The following is a 17,621-nucleotide window of genomic DNA, read 5'->3' as shown; positions in this document are numbered from 1 at the left end:
TTAGCAAGCCTCCAATTCGTAACGATAGCTTTCCATATTCACATTAGCTAGTAACTTTTGACACATCTGTTCCACCGCGGCCGCTGCTTTTTCTTTCGATGTAGCTAAAACTAATTCAAAATATTTACCACAAGTCAGTTGTTGCAATTCAGAAAAATCCAATTGGTGCAAAGCGGTTTTAACTGCTTCGGCCTGAGGATCGAGGATCGAATCTTTATAGGTCACATAAACTTTAGCGCGATACATGAGCCACCTCCGAGTTTTGCAAACGCGTCAACACTTCTTGATAAACCGTGGTCAAATCACCCGTGTGTTTGCGGAAAACGTCCTTATCCAACGAGGCTTGCGTTGTCGCATCGACTAGCCGACACGAATCCGGTGAAATTTCATCTGCCAACACCAATTGACCCTCTAAATAACCGACTTCGATCTTAAAATCAACTAAGGTCAACTCAGCTTGCGCAAACCGCGCTTGCAACAACTGATTGATTCGCAAAGCTAATTGTTTAATCGCAGCTAGTTCATCAGCGGTCGCGATACCTAAAACTTCGGCTTGCGCATCATTCATGAAAGGATCGTCCAGCTGATCCGATTTGTAAAAGAACTCAATCAGCGGCTTAGTTAGCGGCTGTAAATAGTCGGTGGCAAACTTGCGTTGGAAGCTACCAGAAGCCAGATTGCGGACAACGACTTCCAAGGGGATCATTTTAACGGGATGGATCAATTGTTCTGTCGCCGAAACTTGGCGAATAAAATCAGTCGGAATCTGATTGGCCATTAAGTAATCAAAAATTAAACAGTCGATCTGGTTGTTCAGCGCACCTTTAGCAGTAATTTGTTCCTTGCGTTTGCCATTAAGTGCAGTGGCTTGATCTAAGTATTCGACCCACAAAACGGTTGGGTCATCGGTAGTATAAAGTCGTTTGGCCTTGCCGGTTTTCAATTCTTTAAGTTTGCGCATTATTGATCCTCCCAAATATTTTCTTGTTCTAACTGAGCCTGTGTCGCCGCTGGATCATCAGTCAAAATAGTGATGTGGCCCATTTTACGTTGGTAACGGCTTTCTGCTTTACCATAGTCATGGAGATACCACTGCGGCCGTTGTAACCAGCGTTGCCGCGCTGGCTGTAACTGTTGGCCGAGTATGTTGACCATCACCGCTGGTCGCTGTTGGGTGATCGCGGGGATCGGCAGTCCGCAAATACTACGAATATGGGCGGCAAATTGTGATAAATTACAAGCCTCAATGCTAAAATGGCCAGAATTATGCGGTCGTGGCGCCAATTCATTAACCAACAAACGACCATTCGGCAATAAGAAAAATTCGATGCCTAAGACGCCGTACAATTCCAACCCCTGGGCAATTTTAGTGGCGATCGCAACGACTTCAGCCTTAATTGCCGCTGAAACCGGCGCTGGAGCGATCGTTTCATGAAGAATATGCTGATGATGGCTATTTTCGACCACTGGAAATGTGCGCACTTGCTGATCACGATCACGGGTGACCATAATGGCTAATTCTTTGGTAAATGCTTGGCGCCGTTCTAGAATACACTCTCCTGGCAAGAGATCAGTCGCCAAATTGGCCAGCGTATTCACGTCATGCTGCCCATGACCGTCGTAACCACCGGTAGCAGTTTTCAAAATACTGGGCACGCCCACGGTTTGACAAGCTGCCTTTAATTCAGTTGGTGTCGTCACCGCTGCAAACTCAGTCACCGGCACCCCCAGCGATTTAAGAAAGTTTTTCTCCGTCAGTCGATTGCGGGTGATCGCCAACAAATGCGTCCCCTGTGGCAATTCAGCATATTGCTTAGCGGCCTTTAAACTAGCCAGATCAACATTTTCAAATTCATAAGTTAACACATCAGCCCGTTTGGCTAACGCCAGCATGGCTGGTTGATCACGATAGTCGGCAGTGATTTGAAAATCAGCCACCTGAGCCGCAGGACAATCCGGGGTTGGGTCGAGCACACCAACTTTGTAACCCATGCTCTTGGCGGCTAACGTCATCATCTGCCCTAATTGACCGCCGCCGACAATACCGATCGTGGCCGGTGGTAATAATTGCTTAATCAAGTTGCGCCTCACTTTCAATCGCCTTTTGGGTCTGCGCCGCTCGGTAATCTAGTAGCCGCTGTTGCAACTGATCATCTTGCAACGCCAGCATGCTAGCCGCCTGCAACGCCGCATTTTTAGCGCCAGCCACGCCGATCGCCATCGTTGCCACCGGCACACCGGCAGGCATTTGCACGATCGACAATAAGGAATCCAGCCCGTGCAGCGCATGACTTTCAATCGGGACACCGATCACCGGCCGCACGGTATTCGCCGCCAGCATCCCCGGTAAATGTGCGGCACCACCAGCACCAGCGATGATTATATCGATGCCCCGGGTCACCGCCTGCTGACCGAAGTCTTGCAGCTGTGCCGGCATACGATGTGCCGAAATCACGTGCTTACTAAACGGAATCTGCAACTCATTTAAAATAGTGGCGGACGCCTGCATTGTCGGCCAATCTGAAACTGAACCCATCACGATCGCAACTTGCTTCACAAAAATGACCTCCCTATTTCACAATTCCATAATTAAGGTGAATACATCAACCTTTATAAACCGTACATTGAGTATACAAGCATCCATAATCATTCGTCAATACTATAAACGTATATTTTTAATATTTTTATTATAATTGTTCGTGTTTGACACACAGCTTTAATCTATGATCGTGATAAAATACGCCTTATCATTAAAGACCGCTAAAATAACAAAAGGCCCAACCACAAATGTGATTGGACCTAATTCATTCTCTATTTTAATGACAATTTAATCGTTTGCGCAACCGTTTTTGAAACACCGATTTCACGTAATTCAGGGATAGTTGCATTCTTTAATTTATTTAATGAACCAAAATGACGTAGTAATTTTGTTCGTGTTTTTGGACCAACGCCGGGAATTTGATCAAGCTGTGAACTCAAGGAATGCTTGCCCCGTAATTGGCGGTGGAAGGTAATTGCAAAGCGATGGACTTCATCTTGGATGCGTTGCAGTAAATAGAAGCCTTCGCTTTTTGGATCAAGATCAAGCTTTTTATAATCTGGACCATACATTAAGTCAGCAGTCTTATGGTGATTATTCTTGACCATCCCGGCAACGGGAATGTTTAGTCCTAATTCGTCTTCCAAAACTTCCTTAGCCGCGTGCACCTGAATCTCGCCACCATCCATTAAAATCAAGTCAGGCAGCGGCTGTTCTTCCTTCAACAACCGAATATAACGGCGGCGGATAACTTCTTGAGTGTTAGCCGCTTCATTAGCGCCATCGCCGGCTTTAATTTTATATTTCCGATATTCATTTTTGGCGGGCTCCCCATCGATATAGCAAACCATCGCCGAAACTGGGTCCGTTCCTTGAATATTGGAATGATCAAACGCTTCGATTCGGTGGGCGGATGTGATCTGCAACGCATCAACTAATTCCTGCACCGCGCCAACCGTATGCGAATTATCCAATTCCATTAACCGGAATTTTTCTTCTAAAACCAAACGGCTATTTTTATTCGCCATCAGCATCAATGCCCGTTTTTCACCACGTTGCGGCGTGCGGATCGGCACTTGCAAAATATCGGCTAACACTTTTTGGTTGACGCCTTTGGGAACTAGGATCTCCCGCGGCAACACGTTATTTTTGCGCTTATAGAATTGGAGAATAAAACTTTCCAACTCTTCTTCTGGCGTATTAACACACGGAAATAGCCGCTTTTCCCGCTTGATCAGCCGGGCTTGGCGGATAAAGAAGATCTGCACCGACAACCAGCCTTTATCCATATAATAGCCAAAGATATCCCGTGGCGTATGGTCATTAGAGATGATCTTTTGTTTTTCAACGGTGGCCTCAATATAGCGTAATTGGTCGCGTAATTCGGCGGCACGTTCAAAATGTAGATCAGCGGCGGCAGCCTGCATTTTTTCCCGTAACTCCCGCTTAACATCACTCACTTGCCCATTTAAAAAGCGCTTGATCTTACGGATCTGCGCGTCATACTCACTTTTGGGCACCTCGCGGAAGCACGCGCCTAAACATTGGCCCATATGATAATACAAGCAAGGCCGTTTCTGCCGCCCATTACAACGCCGCAGCGGGTATACTTTTTGTAAAAAATGTAGTGTCTCCTCAGCAGCATAAACGTTGGGGTACGGGCCAAAATAGTAGCCGCCGTCTTTTTTAACGTCACCCGTGATCAGCATGCGGAGATCACGTTCGTTAGTGATCTTAATATATGGGTAGCCGGTGCCCTTTTTTAACTTGATATTAAAATGTGGCTGGTGCTTTTGAATCAGCGTGATTTCCAACAAAAAAGCTTCTTTATCGGTTGAAGTAATAATCGTTTCAAAATCACGGATCTCAGAGACTAACCGCGCCGTTTTGCCTTCATGACTGCTCTTAAAGTAAGAACGGACCCGGTTTTTTAAATTTTTAGCCTTGCCGACATAAATAATCTTGCCGTCGCGATTTTTCATCAAATAACAGCCCGGCAGCGGCGGCAGTAGAGCTAGTTTGTGTTCTATATGTTCTGTTGCCACACCAAACAACCTTTCTTAAATAAGCAAAAATTAATCAACGTACACATGTTCGCTGTTATATTTTAACGCGTCCGGCCGGAAAAGCAAGCGTCTAGCTTAAGACAACGCAAAAAGCTGGCCGCAGCCAGCTTTTGTTATTATGCTTCTAGAATTTTTGCCAAGAAATCTTGGGTCCGTTCATTTTGTGGGTGTTCGAAAATTTGTTCTGGTGTCCCTTTTTCAGCAAAGACACCGCCATCCATGAACCACACTTCATCGGCGACGTTTTTAGCGAAGCCCATTTCATGAGTGACCACGACCATGGTCATGCCTTGGTTAGCTAAATCCTGCATAACTTTCAACACTTCGCCGACCATTTCTGGATCAAGCGCAGAGGTTGGTTCGTCAAACAACATCACATCTGGGTTCATTGCCAACGCCCGGGCAATCGCCACCCGCTGCTGCTGTCCACCGGATAAACTAGCCGGATAATTGTCCGCTTTATCAGCCAAACCGACTTGATCCAATAGCTTAATCGCTAATTTCTGGGCGTCAGCGTCAGTCATTTTTTTAACTTTAACTGGGGCCAACTTAACATTTTCCACGACAGTCATATTGGAGAATAGATTGAAGCTCTGGAACACCATCCCCATTTTCTCCCGTAATTGGTTGATCTGGCCTTCATTTAATGAAGTTAAATCAGAATTTTCGAACAAAATTTTACCACTAGTTGGTTGTTCCAACATATTTAAGCAGCGTAAGAACGTACTTTTACCGCCACCAGATGGGCCGATGACACAGATCACTTGGCCTTTTTCAACCTTACCGTTTAAATCTTTTAAAACTTCGGTGTCGCCAAATTTTTTATTGATATTTTCAATCGCAATCATTTCTTCAGGCATCGTGCTTCATCTTCCTCTCATAGTGGTTCAATACTTTCGACAAACTAAAGGTTAGAACGAAATAGATGATCATCGCAACTACGATCGGGATAACCCCTTTATAAGTCGCGGTCTGCACAGCTTTTAATTGATAGATCAAATCGGTAACCCCAATGATCGACACGATCGAACTTTCCTTAATCAAGGAAACAAATTCATTACCCAATGCTGGCCAAATGTTCTTCAAAGCTTGTGGGAAAACGACGCTTTGGAAAGTTTGTTGCCGGCTCAAGCCTAAGCTCCGTGCCGCCTCGGTTTGACCCTTAGCCACTGAATTGATCCCGCCACGAATGATTTCCGCGACGTAGGCAGCAGAGTTCAAAGAAACGGCAATGATACCAGCGATCAACGCCGGAATATTGATAAACAAACCAATGCCAAAGTAAACGAACATTACTTGAATCATCAACGGTGTGCCCCGAACGAATTCGATGTAGGCAACCCCTAAACCATGGATCAACTTCATCTTGCTCAAACGCATCAAAGCGAAGAGAATCCCAAGTAAAATACCAAAGAAGACACTGACAACGGTGATCAGTAAAGTATACTCGACCCCTTTTACGAAGTAACCTGCGTAATGCCACATGCTAGTGTTCTTCGTGTTGGTCTTCATAAACGTCCCAGCATGCTTCAAATAAGTCTTCGTTAAGTTCTTTTGATTGATCTCGTCAACCGACTTATTGACGGCATTGACTAATGAAGTTGACCCCTTCTTAAAGCCAATCGCCGTGTTATTTTCACCGCTACCAAGACTGAATTTACCATCGATCATTGCTAAATCAGGATCATTATCCACATAAGCTTGAGCCGACGGTTCTTCCATGATCACACCTTCGACTTTATGACTCTTCAACGCCAAAATTAAATCGCTGATTTTAGCCAAGCCTTTGACCGTCGAACCTTTGATTTGTTTCTTACCTAAATTATACTGGATACTCCCAGTCTGTGCGCCAACGGCTTTGTTGCGGAAAGAATCTTTATTCTTGTATAACCCTTTATCCGCCTTATTAATGATGATCGATTGGCCACCTTTATAGTAGACCTTGGAAAAATCAACACTCTTTTGCCGTGCCGGCGTTGGTGACATCCCGGAAATAACCATATCGACCTTATTGGTTTCCAAAGCGACCAATAAAGAATCAAAATCCATTTGTTTGATCACTAATTTAACGCCTAAATCTTTGGCGATTTTCTTAGCGATATCCACGTCCATCCCGACAACACAATCTTTACCGCCACGATTGACTAAGAATTCATACGGTGGATAGTCAGGACTTGTCCCCATGACCAACGTCCCTTTTTCCTTAACCCGTGCCAACGAATCATCCGTCGTCGCCGTTGCGGCATGTGACGGTTGCGCAAATCCGCCGAGCAACGCCACACTAACTGTGACGACTAACATTAACCAGCTCATTATTTTCTTCATGTGCTTGCCTACCTATCTAATCTACATTTTTGCGAAATTTTTCGCGGTACCCCAACATACTGACCGCTAAAAAACTCACACTTGATATTCAATAGGTCGATTATACCTGCTAATGATTTTTTATGCAAGTATTTTCGATAAATAATTACATTTATGCATAAATTCAATCGACTATTCAATTAAAAAGCACTCGATCAAACTAAAAGTAGCGTACAAAAACCTATGGTAAGCTAAATTCGTCATTAACCGGTTAAGTTAAACAAATATGCAGGCATTGCTACCAATATACAAAAAGCGCTTACTATAAGCAAAAAAATAACCTGCTCAAATAAATAATTAACGCCTAAACTTAAACAAAAGCGCAATAACTTTAGGTTTTGCTTAAGCTGGAAAAAGGCTAACACTTATCTGAGCAAAGTTGCCACTTTTCTGCTAAAATAGGTACCAAGTAAAGAAAGGATGATGGCAATGGGACTTACCATGAAACAAGACAACACGCTAAACGAATTATTCGATAAATTCGCCTTGGATCCAAAAAAGCCTGTTGAAAAACCAGTTGCAAAAAAACCTAAAGAAGCTAAAGTCACAAAAAAAGACGCATCAAAAAAATAAAACCAACTCAACTCAAGTCAGCGCTGACTTGAGTTTTTTTCTGGCAAAATTTCCCCATAGCGGCTGAGTTTGTTATACTTAATGCTGCAAGTCTGACAATTTGTCAGTGGTGGTTCGTGACCATCCCACCGAAAAAAACTAGGAGGCTATTTATAATGGAAAAAACTAGGATCAAAACCAGTTCACTGACTAAGATTGGCGTGATCGCCGCGCTTTATATTGCAATCACCATGTTGGTGGCACCATGGAGCTTTGGCGCGACTCAGCTACGTTTTTCGGAAATGCTGAATCATTTGGCTATTTTTAACAAACGCTACATCTGGGCGTTAACCATTGGCTGCGCGATCGTCAATTTATTTTCACCCTTGGGGATCATCGATATCATCTTTGGGACTTTAGGCACACTGGTCATGACGACCGTTAGCTACTATCTTAGTCGGCGCTTAAAAAGTGTCGCGGCTAAATTAACCACTAGTACAATTATTTGTACCATCGCGATGTGGAGCGTCGCCTTAGAGTTACACCTCGTCAGCAAAGCCCCTTTTTGGCCAACTTACTTTAGCGTCGCTTTCGGTGAATTGATCTCGTTAATCATCGGCGCAATTTTATTTTATATTTTAGTTAAGCGGATCGACCTAACCGCCTAATTTCCGGGTCGCGTTTACAAGTTAGCGTAATTCGCTAACGCCTAATCTTAATTGTAAAATAGGAGGGATTTAATATGTCTTTTAATGAAGTTTTACCCTTATTAGCAGCTGGCAAAAAAGTCATTCGTAGTGGCTGGGAAGGTAGTGAACAGTACATCTTTCTAGTTAACGATGCAACTTATCATGGTGAAGCAATCAATCCTTACTTTTTGATCAAAACCGACGAAGTACCTAGCTTGTCAATGTTTCAACCAACTAGCTGCGACCTACTCGCCACCGACTGGCAAGTGGTCGAATAATGGCAACCTATCCCGAATTAGCTCACCAGCACGCTTTGATCACTGGTGTGGCTTCTGGTATCGGTCATGCCCAAGCAACGGCTTTTTTAGCTCAAGGTGTCCTTGTCTTCGGTATTGATCGCCAAAGCAATGCTTCGATTGAACAACTGACGCAACAATACCCGCAGCAATTCTTTTTTGAGCAAGTAGATGTTCGCGATGCCGCAGCGATCCAAGCCAGTGTTAGTCATGCGCTGGAACAATTAGATCATATCGACTTGCTGCTGAATACTGCTGGCGTTTTGGACGCCTACGCCCCACTATTAGCGACCACATTAGCTAGTTGGCAAAACATTTTAGCTACTAATCTCACCAGTCAATTTTTGTTTGCTCAAGCGTTATTACCGCAAATGTTGGCCCAAAAACATGGTGTGATCATCAATATGGCTTCGATCGCTGGCTTAGTCGCTGGTGGTGGCGGCGTGGCTTACACGACGGCTAAACATGGTGTGATTGGTCTGACCAAACAAATCGATTATGATTATGCCGCCAAGGGCATCCGTGCTAATTGTATCGCCCCTGGCGCGATCGATACACCAATGAACGCAGCCGACTTCCAAGATGATGCCAAAATGGCGCGCCAAGTGGCGGCCGCAACACCAGCCCAACGATGGGCGCAACCCGAAGAAGTCGCCGCTTTAAGCTTGTTTCTAGCTAGCCCTGCCGCTGACTACATTCACGGTAGTGTCGTTCCGATTGATGGCGGCTGGATCGAAAAATAAATCTAAAAAATACGACCCCCAATAATTGGGCGTCGTATTTTTTATTGCTTCTGCGCATCGATCTGTTTACCGTAACGCGTATTTAAGGTCGTAATATTTTGTTGTGCGACCTCTTCAAAGGGAATATTGGCCCACTCAGCCACTTGAGACAAGTACCAGAGCACGTCACCCATTTCCTTGACTAATTCATCACGTTTCAAGTCTTCCCCGTTAAACGTGTATTTTTTGATCAAATCAATGACCTCGCCACTTTCACTAGCTAAGCCTAGCGCACAATTAGTTAAAACCTGCTCATTGCCTAATAAAGTCCGATTGGCTAATTTTTGATAATCATTAAATTCCACACGCGCCCCTACTTTCTAAAAATAATTTAATCTGCCAAGTGTTCTTCGACCCACTGCCAGATTTGGTCGCCACCGATCCCAGTCGTACTGGAGAACACAACTAAGTCATCAGTTTGATTGAGTTCGAGTGCCTTCTTAAGCTTACTTTCCCGCTGATTCCATTTACCACGCGGTACTTTATCGCCTTTAGTTGCCACGACCAACACTGGTACACCGAAGAACTGTAGGTACTTGTACATCGCCAGATCATCCTTAGTCGGTTCATGACGCACATCGATCAACGAAATCACACCACGCAAATTATCGCGCTCCTGCAAGTAAGTTTCGATCATCTGGCTAAAGCTTTCGCGGTCTTTTTTTGAAACCTTGGCATAACCATAACCAGGGACATCTACAAAATAAAAAGCATCATTCAGCTTATAAAAGTTTAAAGTTTGTGTTTTACCAGGGGTACTTGACGTTCGTGCCATTTTTTTACGTTGGATCAACTTATTGATCATTGATGATTTACCAACGTTGGAGCGGCCCGTCAGTGCGATTTCTGGTAAACCGTCGGTGGGATACTGCATTGGTGCTACGGCGCTGATCACCAATTCCACATCCTGAATCTGCATTTATTTTTCCTCCACAACTATAGTTCTGAATCACTGCTTACTATTTTAGCATACCTACCTGCAAAAAAAGAAACGATTCAACAAGTGAATCGTTTCTTTTTTAGATCAGTTTAGGATGCTTTTTGATCATCCGCTAAGACCAGCTTAGGCTTACCAGTACCGTCGACAGTATCTTCGGTAATGATTGCCTTAGCAACGTCGTCACGACTTGGTAGATCAAACATAATGTCCATCATGACTTCTTCAATGATCGAACGTAAGCCACGGGCACCAGTATTCCGTTCAATCGCCTCATGTGCGATTGCGTGAAGGGCACCTGGCTCAAATTCAAGCTTGACGTCATCTAGACCTAACAACTTCGTATACTGCTTGACTAAAGCATTCTTTGGTTCAGTTAAGATCCGCACCAAATCATCCTCGGTCAATTTCTCTAATGCTGCCATGATCGGAATTCGGCCGATAAATTCAGGAATCAAGCCAAATTTCATTAAGTCTTCGGGGATAACTTGTTGCATCAAACTCTTTGATTCATCAACGCCTTTGGCATCGTGACCACTAAAGCCGATGACCTTGTCACCTAACCGTTCCTTAACAATGTTTTCGATCCCATCAAAAGCCCCACCAACGATGAAGAGAATATTCGTTGTATCGATCTGAATAAACTCTTGTTGTGGATGCTTACGACCACCCTGCGGCGGAACGTTAGCAATCGTGCCTTCCAAGATCTTCAATAACGCTTGTTGGACCCCTTCGCCAGAAACATCACGCGTGATTGAAACATTTTCGCTCTTCTTAGCGATTTTATCGATTTCATCAATGTAGATGATCCCTTTTTGGGCTTTTTCTACATCATAATCCGCGTTTTGTAATAGCTTCAAGAGAATATTTTCAACGTCTTCACCAACGTAGCCGGCTTCAGTTAAAGTAGTTGCATCAGCAATTGCAAATGGAACGTTTAAGATACGCGCCAATGTTTGAGCCAAGAAGGTTTTACCTGAACCAGTTGGTCCGATCAAAGAAATGTTACTCTTTTGTAATTCAGTATCATTATCACTTTGAACTTCCATTTGGTTAACCCGCTTGTAATGGTTATAAACAGCAACTGACAAAGCACGTTTAGCTTCATCCTGCCCAATGACGTACTGGTTTAAAATATTTAAAATTTCAACTGGTTTCGGTACTTCAAGTAGATCATTGTATGCTTCATCTTGGAATTCTTCATCGATGATCTCTTTGCATAAGTCAATGCATTCATTACAGATGTAGACACCCGGTCCAGCGACAATCTTCTTCACTTGATCTTGTGACTTCCCGCAAAATGAGCAGTTGACAGGGCCATCCGTTTCCGTATTGTCGAACACATATATCAACCCCTATTAATTTCTTAGTTCAATCTTACCGTAAAAACAATCACTTGCCAACGGATATGCCAATTTCTTTGAACAGTGAAAACTTTAGCATATCCACACTCGAAGGTAAAGCAAACTGATTCTAGAACCTCACTGACAAATATGAACAGCCTCAGTTTACTAGACAAAAAAGCGGCGCAAGGGTCAGCCTTTCAGGTAGCAATGACATACACTGATCAGCGTGTGTCAGTTCGCTAGCTCTAAAAGTATATGACTCTTACACCGCAATTTTAAAGTAAAGCTAATTATTTAGCGTCGTCAGCATCAGCAGCTTCTTCTTTAGCTGGCTTAACGTCAGCTGATTCAACTGCAGCATCAGCAATGATTTCAATTGCTTTCTTAACGGCGATATCATGACTCAACATATCATCAGTTAAAGCATTACGAACGGCTTTAACTTCCATACCGTATTCGTCAGCTAAATCTTTAACTTCTTTTTCGATTTCATCAGCAGAAGGTTTGATATCTTCAGCTGCAACAACTGCTTCTAATACTAAGTTCGTTTTAACACGAGTTTCAGCATCGCCAGCAAATTGCTTACGTAAATCGTCTTCAGATGTTCCAGTCAATTGATAGTACATCTTAGGATCGATACCTTGGCGTTGCATGTTGCCTAAGTATTGGTCCATTTGACGTTGAACTTCTTCATCGATCATGGCTTGTGGGATGTCTTGAACAGTCGCATTTTCAACTGCAGCTTGGATCGCAGCGTCTTGGATAGCTTCTGTTGCCGCATCGTCCTTGCTTTGTTGCAAGTCTTTACGAACCTTATCTTTTAATTCAGCTAATGTATCAACGTTTTCGTCAACGTCTTTAGCGAATTCATCATCAAGTTCAGGTAATTCCTTCGACTTAACTTCATGGATCTTAGTTGCAAAGACTGCATCTTTACCAGCTAGATCTTTAGCTTGATAGTCTTCTGGGAAAGTAACCTTAACGTCAACATCTTCATCAGCTTTATGACCAATCAATTGATCTTCAAAGCCAGGGATGAATGAGTTAGAGCCTAAAACAAGTGAGTAATTATCAGCTGTGCCGCCTTCAAAGGCTTCACCGTCAACAGTACCTTTATAATCGATAACAACTGTATCACCAGATTCAGCTGCACCGTCTTCTTTAAGCACTAATTCAGCTTGTTGTTGGCGTTTGCTTTCGATATCAGCATCAACGTCTTCGTCAGTGACTGTACGATCTTGTTCAGGTACTTTCATACCTTTGTATTCGCCAAGTGTCACTTCTGGTTTAACCGTTACTTTAGCAACGATCACCCAAGGTTGATCTTTTTCCATGCTGTCAACGTCAATATGTGGTTGATCAACTGGTTCGATTTTTGTTTCTTCAATGGCTTTTTGATAAGCATCTGGAAGAAGAATGTTTAATGCATCTTCGTACAATGCAGCTTCCCCGTACATTGAGTTAAATACTTGCCGTGAGACTTTACCTTTACGGAAGCCTGGTACGTTAAGATTCTTTTTAACGCGGGCAAATGCTTGATCTAAACCTTCTTTAATTTTAGATTGTTCAATTTCAAAGGTTAATTCACCATCAGTGGCGCCTTTTTTTTCCCATTTTGCTGCCATTACTTTCCCTCCGGAATCATAATTTTTCATAATTAATAAATTGCATACTTTGTTATTCTAACGTAGTTTAACGGTCTTGTAAATCATTCTCACTAAAAAACCGCGCTAATTACGCTTTTAAGTCTAATTGCCTGATTTAACTGACTTGTATTAGCTTATTGATAATAAAAAAAACTCGGAGACAAGCTCCGAGTTAAACATAAGCTAAGCTTATTCGTCGATTTCGGTTACGACACCGGCACCGACAGTACGGCCGCCTTCACGAACCGTAAACTTAGTCCCTTTTTCGATCGCAACTGGTTCGATCAAATCAACTGAGAATTCAACGTTATCGCCTGGCATAACCATTTCAACGTTTTCTGGTAATTGGATAACACCAGTAACGTCAGTTGTATGGAAGTAGAACTGAGGACGATAGTTGGAGAAGAATGGTGTATGACGGCCACCTTCGTCCTTGCTCAAGATATAAACTTGACCTTTAAACTTGTCATGAACTTTGATCGAACCTGGCTTAGCCAAAACTTGACCACGTTCAACTTGGTCGCGGTTGATACCACGAAGTAAGACACCAACGTTATCGCCGGCTTCACCAAAGTCCAAAGTCTTACGGAACATTTCCAAACCAGTAACAGTTGATTTAACAGCTTCTGGGTGTAAACCAAGAATTTCAACTTCGTCACCGATCTTAACCATACCACGATCGATACGACCTGAAGCAACAGTACCACGACCAGTGATCGTAAATACATCTTCAACAGGCATCAAGAATGGTAAGTCGTTGTTACGTTCTGGAGTTGGGATATATTCATCGACAGCATCCATTAATTCCATGATATGAGCTTCTTCTTCTTTGTCGCCTTCAAGAGCCTTCAACGCAGAACCGCGGATAAATGGAATATCATCACCAGGATAATCGTATTCTGATAATAATTCACGTGTTTCCATTTCAACTAAGTCGATCAATTCAGGATCGTCAACTAAGTCAGTCTTGTTCAAGAATACAACGATGTATTCAACACCAACCTGGCGAGCTAACAAGATATGTTCGCGAGTTTGTGGCATTGGGCCATCAGTTGCGGCAACAACTAAAATTGCACCGTCCATTTGAGCGGCACCAGTGATCATGTTTTTGATGTAATCAGCATGTCCTGGAGCATCGATATGAGCATAATGGCGCTTTTCAGTTTCGTATTCAACGTGGGCAGTATTGATCGTAATACCACGTTCACGTTCTTCTGGAGCTGAATCAATTGCAGCGAAGTCAGTCATCTTAGATAAGCCTTTGTCAGCTAAAATCTTTGAAATTGCTGCCGTTGTAGTAGTTTTCCCGTGATCAATATGGCCGATAGTACCGATATTAACATGGGGTTTTGTTCTTTCATAATGTTCTTTTGCCATTAATGAAACCTCCTGTATTTTCGCAAGAATAGTTCGCCATCAAAAATGTTAATGCCGATAATCCTTTACTATTTATTATACAACTTCCACTGTTAAAAGCCAAGTCTAGCTTGCCTTCGCACAAGGAAGAATCCATTTAGATATTATATAGGCTTCTACCAACTTTGTAAACACCTTTGCCTAATAATTTCATATTTTTCAGCATTTTTTCATAAACCTGCGAATTTTACTCGCTTAAACGCTGAGTTAATCGATTAAATCGCTGTTGCCAGTCCTGAACTGCGGTAATTTCAGCAGTCGCAAAAGCCGCTAAATTATTTTTTTTACCCGCATAAGTGGTTAGATAAACGGCTGCCCAAACTTTTGGTTGCGTGATCACCTGATCGGCACAAGGATAAAGATAAGCTGCATGTAAAGCTAATTCACCACTAATGGTTTGTGTCAAAACTGGATCAGCCGCTAACTGCGTAAACAACTGCTTTTGTAAAGCTTGAATGCTGGCGACTTCTGTGATTGCCTTCAACTCTGCCGGCACCACCGTTTTAATTGTTTCGTCCAACCATAAATACTCAACTGCAGTATTAATACCTAACTGCCGTAACTCATCTAAAAAATTAGCCCGCAGTAATGGATGCACATATAAATCGGTTAATAACCGCCGACTAGCAAGCACAAATTCAGTTTGCGGTAATTGCTGTGCGCGCTTTGCTAAATTCAACTGTTCGTAAATCGGTACCGCACTTAATTGATATAACGCCTTTTGTAGTTCTTTGATCTGTTGCGTTGCTTGTTGCCGATACAGTTTTTCAGCCTGTTTCACCAATGTTAATTGTTGCGTCCAAAAAGTTGGCGTCTGCTTGCCGGGTTGCAGATGGCAAAGTTTACGGATTCCAATAAAATCATGTATCTTGCACAATACGGTCAAATATAAACGACCAGCATCTTGTGAATCTAAATACGCGGACGCTTGCTCCTGTGCTAGTGTTGCTGCTTGCTGATATTGTTCATCCGCTAATAACGCCGTAACCAATAACACATTAACGGCAAAAGTTTGCTTCAATTCGTAAGCTGCTTGTAAATAATCGATTGCCTCAGTCCACTGTTGCTTTTGACTAGCTTCACAGCCTAGCTGAACAAAACGTTGAAAATTTTGCGGAAACGGGATCGGTTCACCCATCAATAAGCCTCCTTGCTGCTTCATACATGGTTGCATAATAGGCCAAAAATGAACGCCGATTCTAATTTTGCGGCACAATTTGGCCACCAGAAACATGGCGCTAAACAAGATGGGACAAAGGTGGCTGATTCACCATCCCTTGTCCCATAAGTTTATGCTTTAGTTGTTGTCGTATTAGCGGTATGGCGCCGATTCTGATTGACTTCCATGATCACTGGTAAAATCACTGGCCGTCGTTTGGTTTGTTCAAATAAATAGCCACTAAGCGCTTCACGGATATCTTGTTTCAAATGGCCCCAATCAAATTCTTTATTATCTAAATTATCTTGAACCGTTTTGGTCACTAGATTAGCACTTTCATGAATGAGATCACGGCTAGTTTTAATATAAACAAAACCGCGGGTCGTGATTTTCGGATGGGACACGATGGTCCGTTTCTTCCGGTTGATCGTGATCACCGCAACAAAAATACCATCTTCTGATAATACTTTACGATCACGCAACACAATATTACCAATATCACCGACACCAATACCATCGATCATCGTATTACCAACATCGATTTGATTGGCTAAATGCATCTGCCCTTTTTGATAATCAAGGACGTCGCCTTTACTGGTGATGAAAATATTTTCAAACGGAATCCCCGTCTCATGTGCAATACTAGCATGTGCAGCTAATAGCCGATACTCACCTTGAACTGGCACCAAATAAGTTGGCTTGATCAAATTGATCATCAATTGAAGGTTATTTTTATTACCGTGACCGGAAACATGAATCTCGTCACTGATCGACTTAACTTTGCCGCCAGCACGATAGATCATATCTTTAGTCTTAGCCACTGTGGTTTCCATTGCGTGTGATGGCGTTGTCGTAATAAAGACAAGATCGCCTTCCTTGATACGAATCAACCGGTGACGATTTGTTGCCATTCGTTGCAACGCTTTGATTGGTTCACCCATTTTGCCAGTTTCTAGAATAACTGTCTTTTCTGGTGCCAACTTATGCAGATCCTTAGTTGGTACCAAAATATCAGGACTTGGCAAATTGAGCCGTTTCAAGCGCATTGCCGTCCGCACGATCTTTTCTAGATCACGCCCAGTTAAAACAACTTTGCGCCCTGACTTGGCAGCAGCATTAATCACTTGCTGAATACGTGCAATATTGGAAGCCACTGCCGCCGCAATGATCCGTCCATTATGGTACTGGAAAGTATCCAGAATATTAGCGGCAATATCGCGTTCGCTAGCCATTTCGTAAGGGGATTCGGCGTTAGCAGAATCACTTAATAGTGCAAGGACGTTGCCCTGCCCGATTTCTGCTAAGCGCGCAAAGTCACTTTGATATTCTGGAGTAGCTGACTGATCAAATTTGAAATCACCGGTATAAACTACGCTGCCGGCATTGGTTTCGATCACAATTCCCAAAGAATCAGGAATAGAATGTGTCGTCTTGAAGAACGATACCGTTGCCCGTTCAAAATCAATTTTGGTATCTTTATCGATCACATGAAAATCTTTAAAGTTTCTAGTTTGCTTGTCGGCCTTAACGTTTAATTTAGCCAAAGCAATCGTTAGTTCAGAACCAAAAACAGGTACTGAATGCTGCTTGATGAAATATGGTAAAGCACCAATTGCATCCGCATGGCCGTGGGTCAAGAAGATCCCCACAACTCGATCAATATTCTCTTCTAAGTAAGAGAAATCAGGAATAACGACATCGATCCCCAGTAATTCATTTTCTGGGTACATCAAGCCGCAATCCAAGATATAAATTTCATCATCGACTTCGACAACGTACATATTTTTACCATTTTCACGCACGCCGCCTAAAGGCATGATTTTTACATG

The 17,621-nt window shown here is 42.9% G+C and carries 18 protein-coding genes and 1 riboswitch; of the genes, 4 read left to right on the top strand and 14 right to left on the bottom strand.

What is annotated here, in order from left to right; translation table 11 throughout:
- From purS to LC20001_RS06585, 7 genes are all read right to left on the bottom strand, one after another.
- On the bottom strand, positions 1 to 246 hold the full coding sequence (purS, locus tag LC20001_RS06615; RefSeq protein ID WP_010009656.1) for a phosphoribosylformylglycinamidine synthase subunit PurS: 246 nt from the start codon (positions 244 to 246) through the stop codon (positions 1 to 3).
- The gene (gene purC, locus LC20001_RS06610) at positions 233 to 961 is read right to left on the bottom strand and encodes a phosphoribosylaminoimidazolesuccinocarboxamide synthase (RefSeq protein ID WP_010009657.1); all 729 of its coding nucleotides are present in this window, start codon (positions 959 to 961) and stop codon (positions 233 to 235) included. Before purC ends, purS begins: the two co-directional genes overlap by 14 nt.
- Positions 961 to 2,079, bottom strand: a complete 1,119-nt coding sequence (gene purK, locus LC20001_RS06605) for a 5-(carboxyamino)imidazole ribonucleotide synthase (protein ID WP_010009658.1) — start codon at positions 2,077 to 2,079, stop codon at positions 961 to 963. Before purK ends, purC begins: the two co-directional genes overlap by 1 nt.
- Positions 2,072 to 2,557, bottom strand: a complete 486-nt coding sequence (gene purE, locus LC20001_RS06600) for a 5-(carboxyamino)imidazole ribonucleotide mutase (protein WP_010009660.1) — start codon at positions 2,555 to 2,557, stop codon at positions 2,072 to 2,074. Before purE ends, purK begins: the two co-directional genes overlap by 8 nt.
- A gap of 254 nt (positions 2,558 to 2,811) precedes the next feature.
- Positions 2,812 to 4,584, bottom strand: coding sequence for an excinuclease ABC subunit UvrC (gene uvrC, locus LC20001_RS06595; RefSeq protein WP_010009662.1), 1,773 nt, complete (start codon positions 4,582 to 4,584; stop codon positions 2,812 to 2,814).
- A 137-nt stretch (positions 4,585 to 4,721) separates the two neighbouring features.
- Positions 4,722 to 5,453, bottom strand: coding sequence for an amino acid ABC transporter ATP-binding protein (locus LC20001_RS06590; protein WP_004562588.1), 732 nt, complete (start codon positions 5,451 to 5,453; stop codon positions 4,722 to 4,724).
- A gap of 4 nt (positions 5,454 to 5,457) precedes the next feature.
- Positions 5,458 to 6,930 (bottom strand): ABC transporter substrate-binding protein/permease, encoded by a 1,473-nt coding sequence (locus tag LC20001_RS06585; RefSeq protein WP_004562587.1) that lies wholly within the window; start codon positions 6,928 to 6,930, stop codon positions 5,458 to 5,460.
- Between the two features lie 468 nt (positions 6,931 to 7,398).
- On the opposite strand from LC20001_RS06585, the gene LC20001_RS14385 reads away from it, so the two are divergent.
- The 4 genes from LC20001_RS14385 (at position 7,399) to LC20001_RS06570 (ending at position 9,249) form a co-directional block, all read left to right on the top strand.
- Positions 7,399 to 7,542 carry an SPJ_0845 family protein gene (locus LC20001_RS14385; RefSeq protein WP_010009666.1) on the top strand — a complete coding sequence of 48 codons (144 nt, stop codon included), beginning with the start codon at positions 7,399 to 7,401 and terminating at the stop codon, positions 7,540 to 7,542.
- 103 nt (positions 7,543 to 7,645) lie between these two features.
- Positions 7,646 to 7,690, top strand: a riboswitch (PreQ1 riboswitch).
- Between the two features lie 7 nt (positions 7,691 to 7,697).
- Positions 7,698 to 8,189, top strand: coding sequence for a QueT transporter family protein (locus LC20001_RS06580; RefSeq protein WP_010009668.1), 492 nt, complete (start codon positions 7,698 to 7,700; stop codon positions 8,187 to 8,189).
- Between the two features lie 74 nt (positions 8,190 to 8,263).
- Positions 8,264 to 8,488, top strand: coding sequence for a DUF2829 domain-containing protein (locus LC20001_RS06575; RefSeq protein ID WP_010009670.1), 225 nt, complete (start codon positions 8,264 to 8,266; stop codon positions 8,486 to 8,488).
- A complete protein-coding gene (locus LC20001_RS06570) occupies positions 8,488 to 9,249 on the top strand; it encodes a 3-oxoacyl-ACP reductase (protein ID WP_010009672.1) in 762 nt (253 codons plus the stop codon). Before LC20001_RS06575 ends, LC20001_RS06570 begins: the two co-directional genes overlap by 1 nt.
- 41 nt (positions 9,250 to 9,290) lie before the next feature.
- Here LC20001_RS06570 and LC20001_RS06565 read toward each other — a convergent pair whose 3' ends face one another.
- The 7 genes from LC20001_RS06565 to LC20001_RS06535 form a co-directional block, all read right to left on the bottom strand.
- On the bottom strand, positions 9,291 to 9,593 hold the full coding sequence (locus tag LC20001_RS06565) for a nucleoside triphosphate pyrophosphohydrolase family protein (protein WP_004562584.1): 303 nt from the start codon (positions 9,591 to 9,593) through the stop codon (positions 9,291 to 9,293).
- A 26-nt stretch (positions 9,594 to 9,619) separates the two neighbouring features.
- On the bottom strand, positions 9,620 to 10,207 hold the full coding sequence (gene yihA, locus LC20001_RS06560) for a ribosome biogenesis GTP-binding protein YihA/YsxC (RefSeq protein WP_004562583.1): 588 nt from the start codon (positions 10,205 to 10,207) through the stop codon (positions 9,620 to 9,622).
- 110 nt (positions 10,208 to 10,317) lie between these two features.
- A complete protein-coding gene (gene clpX / locus LC20001_RS06555) occupies positions 10,318 to 11,568 on the bottom strand; it encodes an ATP-dependent Clp protease ATP-binding subunit ClpX (RefSeq protein WP_004562582.1) in 1,251 nt (416 codons plus the stop codon).
- Between the two features lie 293 nt (positions 11,569 to 11,861).
- Positions 11,862 to 13,196, bottom strand: a complete 1,335-nt coding sequence (tig, locus tag LC20001_RS06550) for a trigger factor (RefSeq protein WP_004562581.1) — start codon at positions 13,194 to 13,196, stop codon at positions 11,862 to 11,864.
- Between the two features lie 210 nt (positions 13,197 to 13,406).
- Complete coding sequence (gene tuf, locus LC20001_RS06545) at positions 13,407 to 14,594, bottom strand: elongation factor Tu (protein WP_004562580.1); 1,188 nt, start codon at positions 14,592 to 14,594, stop codon at positions 13,407 to 13,409.
- Positions 14,595 to 14,820: 226 nt separating this feature from the next.
- Entirely contained in the window at positions 14,821 to 15,771 is a 951-nt protein-coding gene (locus LC20001_RS06540; protein WP_004562573.1) for a hypothetical protein, read from the bottom strand.
- Between the two features lie 152 nt (positions 15,772 to 15,923).
- Positions 15,924 to 17,609: a ribonuclease J gene (locus LC20001_RS06535; RefSeq protein ID WP_176720056.1), complete on the bottom strand. Its 1,686-nt coding sequence runs from the start codon at positions 17,607 to 17,609 to the stop codon at positions 15,924 to 15,926.
- Between the last annotated feature and the right edge of the window lie 12 nt (positions 17,610 to 17,621).

Source organism: Loigolactobacillus coryniformis subsp. coryniformis KCTC 3167 = DSM 20001, from assembly GCF_002706425.1.
GTDB classification, from domain to species: Bacteria; Bacillota; Bacilli; order Lactobacillales; family Lactobacillaceae; genus Loigolactobacillus; species Loigolactobacillus coryniformis.
This window is presented reverse-complemented; position numbering and strand designations above follow the sequence as displayed.